Raw genomic sequence first — 16320 nt, 5'->3', positions numbered from 1 at the left:
GTACAGGGTTACACGCGGACGGCCCCTTCCGTGTGGACCGGGGCCTTCTCCCTGTGGAGCGGACGACCAGGTTCGAACTGGCGACCTCAACCTTGGCAAGGTTGCGCTCTACCAACTGAGCTACGTCCGCGCTGCGCCGAAGCGCGAGGCCTACTATACCCAACCCCGCTCGCGCGCGAGACGCACCGCCGTGTGCCGGTTCTCCGCGCCGATCTTGGAGGCGGCCGAGGAGAGGTAGTTGCGGACCGTCCCCTGCGAGAGCGAGGCCCGCTCCGCGATCTCCGCCACCGGCGCCCCGTCCGCCGCCAGTTCGAGGACCTCGGCCTCCCGGGCGGTCAGTGGGGAGTCCCCGGCGGAGATGGCGTCGGCCGCCAACTCCGGGTCGACATAGCGGTTTCCGGCATGGACGGTACGGATGATCTCGGCGAGCCTGCGGGCGCTGACGGTCTTCGGCACGAACCCGCGTACGCCGGCGGCCAGTGCCCGCTTGAGGTGGCCGGGGCGGCCGTGGCTGGTCACGATCATGGTGCGGCAGCCGGGCAGTTCGCCGCGGAGCGATGTGGCGACCTTCACACCGTCCGCGCCCGGCATCTGGAGGTCGAGGACGGCGACATCGGGCCGGTGCGCGAGGGCCATCGCGAGCGCCTCGGGCCCGCTCGCCGCCTCCGCGACCACCACGAGGTCGTCCTCCAGGGCGAGCAGCGCGGCCAGCGCACCCCGGATCAGGTGCTCGTCGTCGGCGAGCAGGACCCGCAGGGGCCGCTGACCGGAACCACCGGAGCCACCGGAGCCACCGGAGCCACCGGAGCCACCGGAACCTTCTGTGGTCATGGTCTCTCCGGGAGGTCGGGGTGGTTGACGCTATGGACGGTCATCGTTTCTCCGGGAGGGCGGGCGGTACGGATGTCGGTCATCGTTCCTCCGGGGAGTCGGCACGGAGAGCCGATACGGGGAGCCGGTACGGGAAGTCGGCACGGAATGCCGATACGGGTGGCCGGTGCGGGCAGCCGTACGGGAACCCCGTACGAGCGTCGGTCATCGTCCCTCCGGCGCAGTGGGCCGGGCGTCCGAGGCGTCCGGCGCGGCCGGGGAGCCCGGCGCGTCCGGGGCGGGGGAGAGGGAAGCGGGGCGTCCGTGCGGGGTGGTGAGCGGGACCGTCGCCGTGACGCGGAACAGGTCGTCCCCGGCCGCTCCGGCCTCCAGCGAACCGCCCAGGGCCGCGAGCCGTTCGCGCAGCCCGGCCAGGCCTGAGCCACCGCTCCCGTCCGCGCCCCCGGCCTCCCCGGAGCCGCCACCACCCGCCCCCGCGGTCTCCCCGGTCCCGGCCCCGTCGTTCTCCACCTCCAGCACGACCGCGCCCGCCCCCGTCGTGAGCCGGATCACGCAACTCCGGGGGTCTCCGTGGCGCAGGACGTTGGTCGCCGCCTCACGGACCACCCAGCCGAGGGCCGCCTGCACCGCCGGGGGCGCCCCGGCCCCCGCCGGGCCGTCGGCGCCCTCCACCGTGCAGGTGATCCCGGCCGCCTCCAACACGCCCTTGGCGCCCAGGAGTTCGGTGGGCAGGTCGGCCTCGCGGTAGCCCCGTACGACATCGCGGACCTCCTGCTGGGAGGCGCGGGCGATCCGCTGCACCTCGACCATCTGGTCCACGGCCGCCGCGTTCCCGCGCTGGGCCAGTTCCACGGCCAGCTCGCTCTTCAGCGCGATCACCGCGAGGTTCCGGCCCAGCACGTCGTGCATGTCCCGGCCGAACCGCAGCCGCTCCTCCGCCACCGCGAGCCGGGCCTGCATGTCCCGGGCCTCCTCCGCCTGCCACATGACGGTCAGGCTCCAGGCGCTCGGCCGGACCGAGACGAGCACCAGCAGGGTGACGACGAGCAGCGAGAAGGCCGCCCCGAACAGCATGCGGCCGGGCCCCCCGACGGCCGCCAGCAGCGCCACGACCGCCACCGCGTAGGCCGCGGAGTGCAGCAGGTACGACCGGACGGGGACGAGGAGCACGTACGGCGTCGCGAACGCCAGGGGCAGGTCCAGCACCAGCAGGGTCAGCCCCGCGTCCTCGACACCGCCCACCGCCGCCAGGGCCACCAGCAGGCCGGTCAGCAGCGCCAGCAGCGCCGCGGGCAGCCGCAGCCGCCGCGGCGGGAAGGCCCGCGTGCCCCGGTAGTGGGCGAAGGCGGGGGCAACGTTGCGATTGCTCAGCACGCACTGGGCGACGTTCACCACGAGGAACGCCACGGCCAGGGACACCGCCACCGGCCCCTGGCCGAAGGCCTTGCCCAGCGGCAGCAGACCCCAGGTGACGAGGAAGACCCAGGGGAGCGAGCAGAGCGTGACCCGGGTGTAGAGGTCGATGCGCTGGAGCTTGGTGCGCTCCTGCCAGCCGCGCCGCCAGCCCCGTACTCGCCCCATCACCTCGTCCAGCTCCTTCACGTCAGCCCTGCGGTCATGCGAGGAACCCAGTGCTCGGCCCCGCGGTCCTGCGAGGAACCCAGTGCTCGGCCCCGCGGTCATACGAGGAACCCAGTGCTCAGCCCCGCGGGTCCCAGCGGAACCACCGCTGCACAGCAAACACCGCGAACCCGGTCCAGGCCAGCGCCGCCACCCCGGCCGTGAGCAGGTCGCCGGTCTCCACGCCGCCGAGCCAGCCGTGCCGTACGAGGGTCATCACGCCGGTCAGCGGCAGCAGTTCGAGCACCGAGGCCAGCCGGTCGGGGAAGACGTCCAGCGGGACGAAGATCCCGGAGCCGACGAGCGAGACGAAGAACAGCGGCAACGTGGTGAGCTGCGAGGTCTGGACCGTCCGGGTCATCGCGGAGGTCGCGGCGGCCAGCGCGGACATCATCACGAGGCCCACCACCAGACCGGCCAGGAACAGCTCGGGCCGGCGCGGGGCGGTCAGGTCGAAGGCGACCGCGCCGGCCGCGACCAGCAGCACGCACTGGAGGAGCGCCAGCACGACGGAGGGCAGCGCGGTGGCGGTCAGGATCTCGCGGTCGGTGATCTCGCCGGTGCGCAGCCGCTTGAGGACGAGCTCCTCGCGCCGGGTCACGTAGCCGGTGACGAGGTTCATGTAGACGACCTGGACCAGCACGATGCCGATCCCGCCGGTGAGGGCCGCGCCCGCGACGGAGAGTCCGGTGCCGGAGAGGTCGATCTGCTGGAGCGAGGCCCGGATCGAGAAGACCATCACGACCGGCAGCACCAGGGCCAGGAAGATCGCGGACCGGTTGCGGACCAGCAGGATCAGCTCGGCGCGGGCGAGGGCGGTGAGCCGCCGCGCGGAGGCGGACGCCGAGGAGGGGGAGCGGCCCGGGGCCGTGCGGCCGGCTGTGCGGTCGGCCGCGAGGGCGGCGGGGGTGGTGGGGGCGGGCGTGGTCATGCCGTCACCTTCTTCGCCTTCTCCGTCTTCTCCGTCGTCTTCGTCTTCTCCGTCTCGTCCGAGAGCCGGTTCCCCGCCCGGCGCGGGTCGTCGGCCCGGGAGCGGAGCTGGGTGTTCGCGATCTGGAGGAACGCTTCCTCCAGAGAGGCGGAACGCGCGTCGAGCCCGAGCAGCCGCACGCCCGAATCCCGGGCCCAGCCCAGCAGTTCGTGCAGCGACTCCTGGAGCGCGGGGGTACGGATCTCGACCCGCTGCCCCTCCGCGCCCGCCCGCAGCGAGAGCGGAAGGCGCCCTGCCGGTACGTCGTCGGGCAGCGTGAACCGGATCCTGGCGGGCTGCGACGCGGTGACCTCGGCGGTCGTCCCGGCCGTCACGATCTGCCCTTGGTGCATGATCGCCAGCCGGTCCGCGAGCGCCTCGGCCTCCTCCAGGTAGTGCGTGGTCAGCAGTACGGTCGTGCCGCCGTCCCGGAGCGCCCGGATCAGCTCCCAGGTGTCGCGCCGGCCCTCCGCGTCCAGCCCCGTCGTCGGCTCGTCCAGGAAGAGCACCTCGGGCCGCGAGGTCAGGGCCAGCGCCAGGTCCAGGCGCCGCTTCTCCCCGCCGGACAGCTGCTTGACCCGCACCCCCGTCCGGCTGGTCAGGCCGACCATCTCCAGGGCCTCGGCGGCGGGGCGGGCGCCGGTGGTGCACGCCGACCACATCCGCGCGGTCTCCAGGACGGTGAGGTCGGAGGGGAAGCCGCCCTCCTGGAGCATCACCCCGGTCCGGGGCCGGACGGCGGCCCGATCGCGGTACGGGTCGTGGCCGAGGACCTCGACGGTCCCGGAGGTCGGGAGCGCCAGTCCTTCGAGAAGCTCCACGGTGGAGGTCTTGCCCGCGCCGTTCGTCCCGAGCAGGGCGAACAGCTCGCCCCGGGCCACGGAGAAGGAGACCCCGGAGACGGCCTCGAAGCCGTCCTTGTAGCTGCGGCGGACCTGGTCCGCCGCGATCACCGTCTCCGCGCCTGCCATGTCACCTGTCGTTCGGTCGCTGAGAAAGTCGTCGATGGTCATGCTTCGAGTTTTCCGCCGGACCGGGCCCGAGAGCAGTGCGCGCTGTCACCACTCCCCATGACAAACGTCATGAGGGCGACGGGGGGGAAGGAACGACAAAGACCCTGACCGAAATCGGTCAGGGCCTTTGACTCTATGGAGCGGACGACCAGGTTCGAACTGGCGACCTCAACCTTGGCAAGGTTGCGCTCTACCAACTGAGCTACGTCCGCAGTGCAGCCACTCGGCTTTCACCGGTGGAGCGAGCACCACTCTACCTGATCCAACGGATTGGTCTGAAGAGTCGTGCAGAGCGGGTGACAGGAATTGCACACTGCGCCTTCCCCCTGGAAGGGGGATGTTCTACTACTGAACTACACCCGCACGCTGCTTGGGATCCGGCCTTTCGGCCTCGCCCCTCGGCGTGCTCCAGACTCTAGCCGACCTGCGGGGGTGTCGCGCAAGTCGGCTCCCGGCGGGTCTCGCGGAGCGGGCCTCCGGGAGGCTCCCGAAGGGGCGGTCGCACTCCTGTGCGCCCCGCCTGACGGAGCGTCCGCCTCCCGGGGTGGCGTCCGTCTCCCGGGGGTGGGCGTCTGCCTCCCGGAGGTGGCGCCCGCCTCCCGGCGGACGGAGGGCACCTCCCGACTGACGCCGGACACCTCCCGACGGGCGGAGGGCACCTCCCGGCAGGCGGAGGCCACATCCCGGAGTCGGAGTCGGAGTCGCAGTCCTCGGGATGCCCCGCCTCCGGAAAGCCCCGCCCGGTCCCGGCCGCCGCTCAGTCGGCCGCGTTGAACGCCTCGTAGACCTTCTTCGGGATGCGGCCGCGGGCCGGCACCTCCATCCGGTGCGAGCGGGCCCAGGCGCGGACGGCCGCGGGGTCCGGGGCGAGGGAGGTGTGGTGGTACGTCGCGGGGGTCCTGCCGTGCTTACTGGCATTTGTCTGCTTTCGGCCGGCCGCCATGTAAGGAGCCAGGGCCTTCCGCAGTTTCTTCGCGTTGGCGGGATTGAGGTCGATCTCGTACGTCTTCCCGTCCAGGGCGAAGGAGACCGTTTCCGCCGCTGTTCCCCCGTCGATGTCGTCGGAGAGCGTAACCACTACGCGCTGGGCCACGGATATCGGTCCTTTCCTACGGCGTCGGCGCGTCGGGCGTGCGCCGGTGGGCCGGCCTTCCGGCTGTTAGGCGGATACGGGGCGACTGATGTCGGCCGTTCCGGTGTTCCGGGGCAATGTTGCTTTCCCCGGTAATCATTTGTACAGCGGTGGGTACCGCATTGTGAAGCCCAGCCAATTGCATCCGCGTGTCCGTGCGCAATCCGGGCCATGATTTTTTCCCAGGACTTTTCCCGCCCGTTGTCGTGGCCGATATCCCGGAGTGATCCGCGTCGCGCCCCCGGTGGCTGCGCGCCGCGTCCGTTCCGTCCGATATCTACCCGCGTAGAATTTTCGGCCAGGTACGCTGAGTGGACCCGCGGGGGTCTGGGGAACCCCCCGGAGAGACAGCCGCACCACACCACCACATCGGGAGTGCCAGTGGCACGCGTCGTAGTCGACGTCATGCTCAAGCCGGAGATCCTCGACCCGCAGGGACAGGCGGTGCAGCGTGCGCTGCCCCGTCTCGGCTTTGAGGGAATCGCGGACGTTCGTCAGGGAAAGCGTTTCGAGCTGGAGGTCGCGGGGCCGGTGGACGACGCCGCCCTCGCGCGTATTAACGAGATGGCCGAGACCTTCCTCGCCAACACCGTCATCGAGGACTTCGTCGTGAAGGTGGAGGAGGAGAAGTGACCACCCGTATCGGCGTCGTCACTTTTCCCGGCACCCTCGACGATCAGGACGCCCTGCGCGCCGTGCGGATCGCGGGCGCGGAGCCCGTATCGCTCTGGCACCGTGACAAGGACCTGCATCAGGTCGACGCGGTCGTCCTGGCCGGCGGTTTCTCCTACGGGGACTACCTCCGGGCCGGTGCGATCTCGCGCTTCTCGCCGGTGATGGAGCCGCTCATCGAGCAGGCGAAGGCCGGCATGCCGGTCCTCGGCATCTGCAACGGCTTCCAGGTCCTGACCGAGGCGCACCTGCTGCCCGGCGCCATGCTGCGCAACAACCACCTGCACTTCATCTGCCGCGACCAGAAGCTGCGGGTGGAGAACGCGGAGACCGCCTGGACCTCGGACTACAGCGCCGGCCAGGAGATCAGCATCCCGCTCAAGAACATGGACGGCCGGTACACCGCCGACGAGCACACGCTCGACGAGCTGGAGGCCGAGGGACGCGTCGCCTTCCGCTACCTGGACGGCAACCCCAACGGCTCGCTCCGCGACATCGCGGGCATCACCAACGCCGCGGGCAACATCGTCGGCCTGATGCCGCACCCGGAGCACGCCGTGGAGCCGCTCATCGGCACCGGCCGCACCGACGGCCTCGGTTTCTTCACCTCGATCATCAAGAAGCTGGTCAACGCATGAGCCTGGATACGGTCAAGCACGCGGCCGAGACCCCGGACGCCGAGCAGCCCTGGAAGGAGCTCGGCCTCAAGGAGGACGAGTACGCCCGGATCCGCGAGATCCTGGGCCGCCGTCCCACCGGCGCCGAGCTCGCCATGTACTCGGTGATGTGGTCGGAGCACTGTTCGTACAAGAGCAGCAAGGTCCACCTCAAGCAGTTCGGCGAGAAGGTCCCCGCCAACGACGCGATGCTCGTCGGCATCGGCGAGAACGCGGGCGTCGTCGACGTCGGCCAGGGGTACGCGGTCACCTTCAAGGTCGAGTCGCACAACCACCCCTCGTACATCGAGCCCTACCAGGGCGCGGCCACCGGCATCGGCGGCATCGTCCGCGACATCCTTGCCATGGGTGCCCGCCCGATCGCGGTCGTCGACCCGCTGCGCTTCGGCGCCGCCGACCACCCCGACACCAAGCGCGTCCTGCCGGGCGTCGTCGCGGGCATCGGCGGCTACGGCAACTGCCTGGGCCTGCCCAACATCGGCGGCGAGGTCGTCTTCGACGCCTGCTACCAGGGCAACCCGCTCGTCAACGCCGGCTGCATCGGCGTGATGAAGCACGAGGACATCCACCTCGCGCAGGCCTCGGGCCCCGGCAACAAGGTCATCCTGTACGGCGCCCGCACCGGCGGCGACGGCATCGGCGGCGTCTCCGTGCTGGCGAGCGAGACCTTCGAGTCGACCGGCCCCGCCAAGCGGCCGGCCGTCCAGGTCGGCGACCCGTTCCAGGAGAAGCTCCTCATCGAGTGCACCCTGGAGATCTTCAAGGAGAGGCTCGTCGCGGGCATCCAGGACCTCGGCGGCGCCGGGCTCTCCTGCGCCACCAGCGAGCTGGCCTCCGCCGGTTCCGGTGGCATGCGCGTCGAGCTGGACACCGTGCCGCTGCGCGACTCCTCCCTCTCGCCCGAGGAAATCCTCATGAGCGAGTCGCAGGAGCGCATGTGCGCGATCGTCGAGCCGCAGCACGTGGACCGCTTCCTGGAGATCTGCGAGAAGTGGGACGTCATCGCCACCGTCATCGGTGAGGTGACCGAGGGCTCGCAGCTGGAGATCTTCTGGCACGGCGAGCAGATCGTGGACGTGCCGCCGCGCACGGTCGCGCACGAAGGCCCGGTCTACCACCGCCCGTTCGCCCGCCCGTCCTGGCAGGACGCGCTCCAGGCGGACGACGCCGGCAAGCTCGCCCGCCCGGCGAACGCGGCCGAGCTGCGCGAGCAGGTCCTCAAGCTGGTCGCCTCCCCGAACCAGGCCTCCAAGGCGTGGATCACCGACCAGTACGACCGCTTCGTGCAGGGCAACACCGTCCTGGCGATGCCCGAGGACGCGGGCATGGTCCGCATCGACGCCGAGTCCAACCTGGGCGTGGCCATGGCGACCGACGGCAACGGCCGGTACGCCAAGCTCGACCCGTACACCGGCGCGCAGCTCGCGCTGGCGGAGTCGTACCGCAACGTCGCCGCCTCCGGCGCCAAGCCGCTCGCCATCTCGGACTGCCTGAACTTCGGCTCCCCCGAGGACCCGGACGTCATGTGGCAGTTCGCCGAGGCCACCCGTGGTCTCGCGGACGGCTGCCTGGAGCTGGGCACCCCGGTCACCGGTGGCAACGTCTCGCTCTACAACCAGACCGGTGAGACGGCGATCCACCCGACGCCGGTCGTGGCCGTGCTCGGTGTGATCGACGACGTCACCCGGCGTACGCCGGTCGCCTTCGCGGAGGAGGGCCAGCTCCTCTACCTGCTGGGCGACACCCGTGAGGAGTTCGGCGGCTCGGCCTGGTCCGAGGTCGTCCACAACCACCTCGGCGGCCTGCCGCCCAAGGTGGACCTCGGCCGCGAGAAGCTGCTCGCCGAGATCCTCATCTCGGCCTCGCGCGACGGCATGATCGACGCCGCGCACGACCTGAGCGACGGCGGCCTGATCCAGGCGGTCACCGAGTCCTGCCTGCGCGGCGGGAAGGGCGCCCGGCTGGTCGTGCCGGACGGCCTGGACACGTTCACGTTCCTCTTCTCCGAGTCGGCGGGGCGCGCGGTCGTCTCGATCCCGCGCAGCGAGGAGCTCCGCTTCAACGACATGTGCGGCGCACGGGGTCTGCCCGTCGCCCGTATCGGTGTCGTGGACGGCGAGGAGATCGAGATCCAGGGCGAGTTCAGCATCCCGCTGAGCGAGCTCCGTACGGCGCACGAGGCGACGATCCCCGCGCTGCTCGCCTGAGCGGACGCCGGGTCGCGCGTCGACCGGTACGTCTGAAGCCCCCGTCCGGGTTCTCCGGGCGGGGGCTCCGGCGTTCTCCGGGGCTTTCGTTCTCCGGGGCTTTCCCCGGATCCTCTTGATGGAAATTACGTAATTACGTAAGGTTGGTGTCATGGAGCTGGAGCAGCGGGTCGCCGAGCTGGAGCGGCGGCTCACGGCGCTGGAGCGGCAGGACCGTGAGTCCCCCCGCCTGGGCGACGGCGACTTCTGGGCGCTCAACGGGCTGAAACAGCAGCTCGCCGACGTCGGGGAGGCCGCCGCCGACGGGGGAGTGATCTTCACCGGAGCGGTCCGGCTGCCCACCGGCGAGCAGTACGAGTGGCAGTACGGCGCCCTCACCGGCGCCCTGCTGGGCAACGGCGAAGAGGAGAACGAGGAGGACGCGGAGGGTGAGGAGAGTGAGGACGGTGGGGGCCTGCCGGACGACACATCGGCGACGGCGGAATCGCTCGCCGCGCTCGGCCACCCGGTACGGCTGCGCCTGCTCCGCGAGATCCTCGGCGGCCGCCGTACCGCCGCCGAACTGGCCGCGCTCGACGCGGTCGGCACCACCGGCCAGATCTACCACCACCTGCGCCAGCTGACCGGCACGGGCTGGCTGCGCACGACCGGCCGGGGCCGTTACGAGGTGCCGGGCGCCCGGGTGGTGCCGCTGCTGGTGGTGCTGACGGCGGCGACGCCGTAAACCAACGGGAAACAGGGGGAAATGACCATGTCCGTCCGCAAAACCATGATGGTGCTCTACCGCGTGTGCTGGCTCGTCTTTATGGCGCTGGTGCTTATCGGGGTGTTCTCCGAGCCGCTGCTGCCTTTCGGCCTGACCTTCGTGCCCGCGGTCGCGGCCATGGTCATCGGGTTCACGCTGAGCCGCAGCGGCCCGAGGGGTGCGCTGAAGGACCGCCCCGCCGTGGAGGTCGAGCCGCCGGTGACCGGCCGCTGGTCGGCGCTGAACAGCCCGGCGGACAAGGTGCCGAGCCATGGGACGCACGCGTACGGACAGGCGTACGCGATCGACATCGTGGCCGAACCGGAGACCGGTGCCGGCGAGCCCCCGGCCCGCCCGCCGTTCCGCTGGCTCTGGCCGATCGTCCGCCGCAACCGCGACTTCCCGGCCTTCGGTGCCCCGCTGCTGGCGGTGGCCGACGCCACGGTGGTCCGGGCGAGCGACGGGCAGCGGGACCACCTGAGCCGCAACTCGCTCCTGGCGCTGCTCTACCTGATGGTGTTCGAGGGCGGCGTACGGGAGATGTTCGGCGCGGGCCGGATCATCGGCAACCACGTGACCCTGGACCTCGGGGAGGGCACGTACGCCGTCTACGCCCACGCCCAGCGCGGCTCGCTCCAGGTGAAGGCCGGCGACACCGTCCGGGCCGGGCAGCAGATCGCGCGCGTCGGCAACTCCGGCAACACCACCGAACCCCACCTCCACTTCCACCTGATGGACGGCCCGGACCCCGACTCCGCCCGGGGCGTCCCGTTCACCTGGCGGGGCGTCGGGGTCCCGGCGGGCGGCGAGGCGTTCACCGTCGGGGAGCAGGTCGCACGGGCCTGAGGGGCGATGTCGGTGGCGCCGGTTAGTCTCGCCCTCATGCCCCCGGCCAAGAAGCGCCCGCGTGCCTACGACCACCTCAGGACCCGGACCGCGGTCCTCGCCCAGTTCGCCCATGTGCGCGACGCGGTCGCCACGTTGACGCCCGAGCAGCTCGCCCGGCCGACCCGGCTCGGCGACTGGACGGTGCGGGAGCTCGCCGCGCATGTGGCGATGGTCCTCGGCAGTGTGAGCCGGTCCCTGGCGCTGCCCGAGCCGCCCGGACCGAGGCCTGGGCTCACCCTGCTGGAGTGGCCGCCGGCCACCGCCGCGTACGCCGCCCGGATCGCGGAGGACGTCGAGGAGCTGGCGGCCGGCCGCCCCGATCTCACCGCGCTGTACGGGGAGGTGGAGGCGGGTTTCCTCGCGGACGTCCCGGCCACCGGCACGGGGGACCGGCTGCTGCCCACCCGGGTCGGCTCCATGCGGCTGGCCGACTTCCTGGTCACCCGGACCGTCGAGCTGATCGTCCACACGGACGACCTGAACGAGGCGCTCGGTTCACAGATCCCGTACGACCGGCAGGCGCTGGCGGCCTGCACCCGGCTGCTGGCGGACGCCCTCGCCGACCGGGCGCCCGGCGGTTCGGTGGAGGTGCGCGTCCCGCCGTTCGCGGTGGTGCAGTGCATCGGCGGCCCGAAGCACACCCGGGGCACCCCGCCCAATGTCGTGGAGACCGGCGCGCTGACCTGGGTCCGGCTCGCCACCGGGCGTACGGAGTGGGCGCGCGCCCTGGCGGACGCCGAGGTCAGCGCGAGCGGCGAGCGCGCCGACCTGGCGGAGCTGCTGCCGCTGATGGGCTGAGGCGACCGGCCCCGGGCGCGGCCCTGAGGACCGGCCCCGGGCGCGGCCCTGAGGACCGGCCCCGGGCGCGGCCCTGAGGACCGGCCCCGGGCGCGGGCCCTGAGGCGGAACGGACGGAACCGGATCGGGGCCCCGCTCCGTCCCATCGCCATGCACACACAACGTATGGCAGTCAGCGTCAGCGTCCTGGCCCTCCTCACCCTCGCCGCCTGCGGTACGGAGCCGGGTTCCGGCTCCGGCGACGGCGGCGGCGACACCGCGCCGAGCGATGTGCCGGTCACGGGGGTGGCGTGGAGCGTCGACTCCCTCACCGTCGGCGGGAAGAAGACCGAGGCCCCGGAGGGCTCCCGGCTGGAGATCGACCCGCAGGGCCGGGCCAAGGCCGTGTTCGGCTGCAACCACATCAGCGCGGACGCCCAGGTGAAGGGCGACCGCATCACCCTCGGCAAGCCCGTCTCCACCCAGATGGCGTGCGACGAGAGGACCGAGAGGTTCGAGAAGGCGGCCACCCGTGCGCTCGACGGCGAACTCACCGCGAAGCTCTCCGGCGAGAAGCTGACCCTCACCACCGAGGGCGGCGACACCCTTGCGCTCAGTGAGGAGAAGCCGGCCGATCTGGTCGGAACCCGGTGGGCGGTGAACACGCTGCTCAGCGGCGAGACGGCGACCTCCGTGCCCGCCGATCTCCCGCAGGAGCGGGTGCCCCACCTGACCTTCGGCGAGGACGGCACCGTGCAGGGCAACTCCGGCTGCAACTCCTTCCACGGCACGGCGGAGGTCAAGGGCTCCACGATCACCTTCGGCCCGCCGGCCGCCACCCGGAAGATGTGCCCGGAGGCCGAGATGGAGGTGGAGCGCGCGGTCCTCGCGGCCCTGGACGGCCCGGCGACGTACACGATCAAGGGCAGCCGGCTCACCCTCACGTCGGACGACGGCAAGGGCCTCGGCGCGACGGCCGCACCGGAGGGGACCCAGAACCCGGAGTGAACCCAGGGCACGAGGGGGACCCAGGACCCGACGGGGACCCAGGACCCCGACGGGACCCGGACCCGGGGCGGGACCGAAACCCACCCCCCGAAGGCCCCCACGAACGGGGCTGAGCCCCCTCCCGCGTGAGACGCCGGTGTGAGGCTCACCACGCGACAGGCGTTCGGCCGGCGGCCGCGGCGGGTTCGGGGCAGGTTCACCGAGCGCCACGGCCGAACGGCCGCCGCCGGGTCGTCGCCCACCACGCCTACCGGTCGGTAACCGGCCTCTCAGCCCGGAAGTGAGCCCCGCGCCCCGCTCCTCGGCGCCTGCGGGACCCATCCGGCGATCACTCACCGTGACCGCTCGAAGTCCCGCGAAACGCCCGCCCGGCACCGCGGACGGAGCCGTTCCCCGTGTTCCGCACCGGCTTTGCCGACCGGTCCCCAGTTCGGACCAGTGGTCGATCTCCCCTACACTCGGTGGCGTGCCCCGTGGTGATGGACGACTCAACCACGACCTGCTCCCCGGAGAGAAAGGCCCCCAGGACGCTTGTGGCGTCTTCGGTGTCTGGGCTCCGGGTGAAGAGGTCGCCAAGCTCACCTATTTCGGACTGTATGCCCTGCAGCACCGCGGACAGGAATCCGCGGGCATCGCAGTGAGCAACGGGTCCCAGATCCTGGTCTTCAAGGACATGGGACTGGTCTCGCAGGTCTTCGACGAAACGTCTCTGGGTTCCCTCCAGGGCCACATCGCGGTCGGTCATGCCCGCTACTCCACCACCGGTGCCTCGGTGTGGGAGAACGCGCAGCCGACGTTCCGTGCCACCGCGCACGGCTCGATCGCCCTCGGTCACAACGGGAACCTGGTCAACACGGCCCAGCTCGCGGAGATGGTCGCCGACCTCCCCCGCAAGGACGGCCGCGCCACCCAGGTCGCCGCGACCAACGACACCGACCTGGTGACCGCGCTGCTCGCCGGGCAGCGCGACGAGGACGACAAGCCGCTGACCGTCGAGGAAGCCGCCGCCAAGGTGCTCCCCGACGTCAAGGGCGCGTTCTCGCTCGTCTTCATGGACGAGCACACCCTCTACGCCGCCCGTGACCCGCAGGGCATCCGCCCGCTGGTGCTGGGCCGGCTGGAGCGCGGCTGGGTGGTCGCCTCGGAGTCCGCCGCGCTCGACATCTGCGGCGCCAGCTACGTACGCGAGATCGAGCCGGGCGAGCTCGTCGCCATCGACGAGAACGGCCTGCGCACCTCCCGATTCGCAGAAGCGAAGCCCAAGGGCTGTGTCTTCGAGTACGTCTACCTGGCCCGTCCCGACACCGACATCGCCGGGCGGAACGTCTACCTCTCCCGCGTGGAGATGGGCCGCAAGCTGGCCGCCGAAGCCCCCGCCGAGGCCGATCTGGTCATAGCGACCCCGGAATCCGGCACCCCCGCCGCGATCGGGTACGCGGAGGCCAGCGGCATCCCCTTCGGCGCCGGACTGGTGAAGAACGCCTACGTCGGCCGGACCTTCATCCAGCCCTCGCAGACCATCCGCCAGCTCGGTATCCGGCTCAAGCTGAACCCGCTGAAGGAAGTCATCAAGGGCAAGCGCCTGGTGGTCGTCGACGACTCGATCGTCCGCGGCAACACCCAGCGCGCCCTGGTCCGGATGCTCCGCGAGGCCGGTGCCGCCGAGATCCACATCCGGATCTCCTCGCCGCCGGTGAAGTGGCCCTGCTTCTTCGGGATCGACTTCGCGACCCGCGCCGAGCTGATCGCCAACGGCATGACCGTCGACGAGATCTGCACCTCGATGGGGGCCGACTCCCTCGCGTACATCTCGATCGACTCCATGATCGAGGCGACGACGATCGACAAGCCCAACCTGTGCCGCGCCTGCTTCGACGGTGAGTACCCGATGGAGCTCCCGGACCCGGAGCTGCTCGGCAAGCAGCTGCTGGAGACCGAGCTGGCGGCAGGGCCCGCGGCCACCGCCGCGGCCGACGCGCTGCGCCGTCCGTGACCCGGACGCGCCGCCGCCCCTCCCACCAGCCCCGTATCTCCACACGAAAGATCCCAGGCCATGTCTGAGACAACAGGTGCCTCCTACGCAGCGGCCGGCGTCGACATCGAAGCCGGTGACCGTGCTGTCGAGCTGATGAAGGAGTGGGTGAAGAAGACCCAGCGCCCCGAGGTCGCGGGCCTCGGCGGGCTCGGCGGCTTCGCCGGCCTCTTCGACGCCTCCGCGCTCAAGCGTTACGAGCGTCCGCTGCTCGCCTCCGCCACCGACGGTGTCGGGACCAAGGTGGACCTGGCGCGTCAGATGGGCGTGTACGACACCATCGGCCACGACCTCGTCGGCATGGTCGTGGACGACCTCGTCGTCTGCGGTGCCGAGCCGCTGTTCATGACCGACTACATCTGTGTCGGCAAGGTGCACCCCGAGCGTGTCGCGGCGATCGTGAAGGGCATCGCCGAAGGCTGTGTCCTCGCGGGCTGCGCCCTGGTCGGCGGCGAGACCGCCGAGCACCCGGGTCTGCTCGGCCCGGACGACTTCGACGTCGCCGGTGCCGGTACGGGCGTGGTCGAGGCCGACCTGCTGCTCGGCCCGGACCGTATCCGCAAGGGTGACGCCGTCATCGCGATGGCGTCCTCCGGTCTTCACTCGAACGGGTACTCGCTCGTCCGCCACGTGGTCTTCGACCGGGCCGGCTGGGCGCTGGACCGCGAGGTCGAGGAGTTCGGCCGGACGCTCGGCGAGGAGCTCCTGGAGCCCACCCGGATCTACTCGCTGGACTGCCTGGCGCTCACCCGTACGACCGAGGTGCACGGCTTCAGCCACGTCACCGGAGGCGGTCTGGCGAACAACCTGGCCCGGGTCGTCCCGGAGGGGCTGCACGCCACGGTGGACCGCTCCACGTGGACGCCCGGCGCGGTCTTCGACCTGGTCGGCAAGGCCGGGAACGTGGAGCGGCTGGAGCTGGAGAAGACGCTGAACATGGGCGTCGGCATGATCGCGATCGTCCCGGCGGAGTCGGTGGACGCCGCGCTGACGACCCTGTCCGACCGCGGGGTCGACTCCTGGGTCGCCGGTGAGATCACCGACCGCGGTGACCACACCACGGGCGCCGCGCTGACCGGCAGCTACGCGCGCTAGACCGTACGCCGTCGTGCGCGGGCGGGCCGGCCGACCTGTTCCGGCGGCCCGCCCGCGCACCACGGAGAAGCCCGCCCTGGACCGGGTTGCACCGGACCAGACTGGATCGGACCGGGCCGGACTGGATCGGACCGGGCCGGACTGGATCGGACTGGGCCAGGCCAGGTCGGCCCGCCCCGGACCGGACCGGATCGGGACACACAGAACCCGGCCCGGGGCAGGCCCGGACCGGGTTGATGTGTCAGCGCGAGGTCAAGCGCCGCGGCGCTGTGACGACGGACCGGACTGGTCGTCCTGATCCTCGTCATCATCCTTGTTGTAGCGATCCGCGTACTGTGCGTACGGGTCATCCTCCTCGTCGTCACCCTCGAACGGCTCGGCGTTCGGTGGCTGACTCGAAGGCGATGCGCCCAGCTCATTGGCCAGACGCGACAGGTCCGTCCCGCCGGTGCTGTACTTCAGCTGGCGGGCGACCTTGGTCTGCTTGGCCTTTGCCCGGCCGCGCCCCATGGCTCGACCCCCTCGGTGACGGGGCTCGACGGCCCCAGAGTCTTGACACGCGTTCATGTTTCGGGACGGACTCTCGACAGAGAGACCGCGCCCGTAGAGCTTCAACGGTACCTGCTTCCGTGGCCATACGGTACGCCGCCCGT

General features: G+C 71.4%; 15 protein-coding genes and 3 tRNA genes. 9 read left to right on the top strand and 9 right to left on the bottom strand.

All coding sequences use genetic code 11. The annotated features are described in order from the left end of the window. Nucleotides 1-54: 54 nt before the first annotated feature. The 8 genes from AB0917_RS09640 to AB0917_RS09605 form a co-directional block, all read right to left on the bottom strand. Nucleotides 55-130 (bottom strand) — tRNA-Gly (locus AB0917_RS09640). A 23-nt stretch (nt 131-153) separates the two neighbouring features. Beyond that, nucleotides 154-831 carry a response regulator transcription factor gene (locus AB0917_RS09635; RefSeq protein ID WP_366818946.1) on the bottom strand — a complete coding sequence of 226 codons (678 nt, stop codon included), beginning with the start codon at nt 829-831 and terminating at the stop codon, nt 154-156. Between the two features lie 204 nt (nt 832-1035). Then, nucleotides 1036-2433, bottom strand: a complete 1398-nt coding sequence (locus AB0917_RS09630; RefSeq protein WP_366818945.1) for a histidine kinase — start codon at nt 2431-2433, stop codon at nt 1036-1038. Nucleotides 2434-2530: 97 nt separating this feature from the next. Continuing rightward, nucleotides 2531-3382 (bottom strand): ABC transporter permease, encoded by an 852-nt coding sequence (locus AB0917_RS09625; protein WP_366818944.1) that lies wholly within the window; start codon nt 3380-3382, stop codon nt 2531-2533. After that, nucleotides 3379-4434, bottom strand: a complete 1056-nt coding sequence (locus tag AB0917_RS09620) for an ABC transporter ATP-binding protein (RefSeq protein WP_366818943.1) — start codon at nt 4432-4434, stop codon at nt 3379-3381. The genes AB0917_RS09625 and AB0917_RS09620 overlap by 4 nt, the downstream gene beginning before the upstream one ends. A 136-nt stretch (nt 4435-4570) precedes the next feature. Further along, nucleotides 4571-4646 (bottom strand) — tRNA-Gly (locus tag AB0917_RS09615). 79 nt (nt 4647-4725) lie between these two features. Beyond that, nucleotides 4726-4797: transfer RNA gene (locus tag AB0917_RS09610), tRNA-Gly, on the bottom strand. A 394-nt stretch (nt 4798-5191) separates the two neighbouring features. Next, nucleotides 5192-5527: an Lsr2 family protein gene (locus AB0917_RS09605; protein WP_366818942.1), complete on the bottom strand. Its 336-nt coding sequence runs from the start codon at nt 5525-5527 to the stop codon at nt 5192-5194. 420 nt (nt 5528-5947) lie between these two features. Between AB0917_RS09605 and purS the strand changes: the two genes are divergently transcribed. The 9 genes from purS to purM all read left to right on the top strand — a co-directional run bounded on the left by purS (nt 5948) and on the right by purM (nt 15667). Continuing rightward, the gene (gene purS, locus AB0917_RS09600) at nt 5948-6199 is read left to right on the top strand and encodes a phosphoribosylformylglycinamidine synthase subunit PurS (protein WP_366818941.1); all 252 of its coding nucleotides are present in this window, start codon (nt 5948-5950) and stop codon (nt 6197-6199) included. Continuing rightward, nucleotides 6196-6876: a phosphoribosylformylglycinamidine synthase subunit PurQ gene (gene purQ / locus AB0917_RS09595; protein WP_366818940.1), complete on the top strand. Its 681-nt coding sequence runs from the start codon at nt 6196-6198 to the stop codon at nt 6874-6876. The genes purS and purQ overlap by 4 nt, the downstream gene beginning before the upstream one ends. Next, a complete protein-coding gene (gene purL / locus AB0917_RS09590) occupies nt 6873-9122 on the top strand; it encodes a phosphoribosylformylglycinamidine synthase subunit PurL (protein WP_366818939.1) in 2250 nt (749 codons plus the stop codon). Before purQ ends, purL begins: the two co-directional genes overlap by 4 nt. Nucleotides 9123-9273: 151 nt before the next feature. After that, nucleotides 9274-9846: a winged helix-turn-helix domain-containing protein gene (locus AB0917_RS09585; RefSeq protein WP_366818938.1), complete on the top strand. Its 573-nt coding sequence runs from the start codon at nt 9274-9276 to the stop codon at nt 9844-9846. Nucleotides 9847-9873: 27 nt separating this feature from the next. Then, the gene (locus AB0917_RS09580; RefSeq protein WP_366818937.1) at nt 9874-10713 is read left to right on the top strand and encodes a M23 family metallopeptidase; all 840 of its coding nucleotides are present in this window, start codon (nt 9874-9876) and stop codon (nt 10711-10713) included. Nucleotides 10714-10749: 36 nt separating this feature from the next. Then, entirely contained in the window at nt 10750-11553 is an 804-nt protein-coding gene (locus AB0917_RS09575; RefSeq protein ID WP_366818936.1) for a sterol carrier family protein, read from the top strand. Between the two features lie 150 nt (nt 11554-11703). After that, entirely contained in the window at nt 11704-12540 is an 837-nt protein-coding gene (locus tag AB0917_RS09570) for an META domain-containing protein (protein WP_366818935.1), read from the top strand. Between the two features lie 466 nt (nt 12541-13006). After that, nucleotides 13007-14533 (top strand): amidophosphoribosyltransferase, encoded by a 1527-nt coding sequence (purF, locus tag AB0917_RS09565; protein ID WP_366818934.1) that lies wholly within the window; start codon nt 13007-13009, stop codon nt 14531-14533. A 60-nt stretch (nt 14534-14593) separates the two neighbouring features. Then, nucleotides 14594-15667, top strand: a complete 1074-nt coding sequence (purM, locus tag AB0917_RS09560; protein ID WP_366818932.1) for a phosphoribosylformylglycinamidine cyclo-ligase — start codon at nt 14594-14596, stop codon at nt 15665-15667. Between the two features lie 252 nt (nt 15668-15919). On the opposite strand, the gene AB0917_RS09555 is transcribed toward purM, so the two are convergent. Then, nucleotides 15920-16177: a DUF3073 domain-containing protein gene (locus tag AB0917_RS09555; RefSeq protein ID WP_366818930.1), complete on the bottom strand. Its 258-nt coding sequence runs from the start codon at nt 16175-16177 to the stop codon at nt 15920-15922. Nucleotides 16178-16320: the final 143 nt, after the last annotated feature.

Source organism: Streptomyces sp. NPDC007346, assembly GCF_040703535.1.
Lineage (GTDB): Bacteria > Actinomycetota > Actinomycetes > Streptomycetales > Streptomycetaceae > Streptomyces.
This window is presented reverse-complemented; position numbering and strand designations above follow the sequence as displayed.

Coding starts and splice junctions, on each gene's coding strand:
- AB0917_RS09635 (WP_366818946.1), bottom strand. CDS start 831: ATGACCACAGAAGGTTCCGGTGGCTCCGGTGGCTCCGGTGGCTCCGGT.
- purM (WP_366818932.1), top strand. CDS start 14,594: ATGTCTGAGACAACAGGTGCCTCCTACGCAGCGGCCGGCGTCGACATC.
- AB0917_RS09580 (WP_366818937.1), top strand. CDS start 9,874: ATGTCCGTCCGCAAAACCATGATGGTGCTCTACCGCGTGTGCTGGCTC.
- AB0917_RS09575 (WP_366818936.1), top strand. CDS start 10,750: ATGCCCCCGGCCAAGAAGCGCCCGCGTGCCTACGACCACCTCAGGACC.
- AB0917_RS09570 (WP_366818935.1), top strand. CDS start 11,704: ATGCACACACAACGTATGGCAGTCAGCGTCAGCGTCCTGGCCCTCCTC.
- AB0917_RS09620 (WP_366818943.1), bottom strand. CDS start 4,434: ATGACCATCGACGACTTTCTCAGCGACCGAACGACAGGTGACATGGCA.
- AB0917_RS09555 (WP_366818930.1), bottom strand. CDS start 16,177: ATGGGGCGCGGCCGGGCAAAGGCCAAGCAGACCAAGGTCGCCCGCCAG.
- AB0917_RS09625 (WP_366818944.1), bottom strand. CDS start 3,382: ATGACCACGCCCGCCCCCACCACCCCCGCCGCCCTCGCGGCCGACCGC.
- purL (WP_366818939.1), top strand. CDS start 6,873: ATGAGCCTGGATACGGTCAAGCACGCGGCCGAGACCCCGGACGCCGAG.
- AB0917_RS09585 (WP_366818938.1), top strand. CDS start 9,274: ATGGAGCTGGAGCAGCGGGTCGCCGAGCTGGAGCGGCGGCTCACGGCG.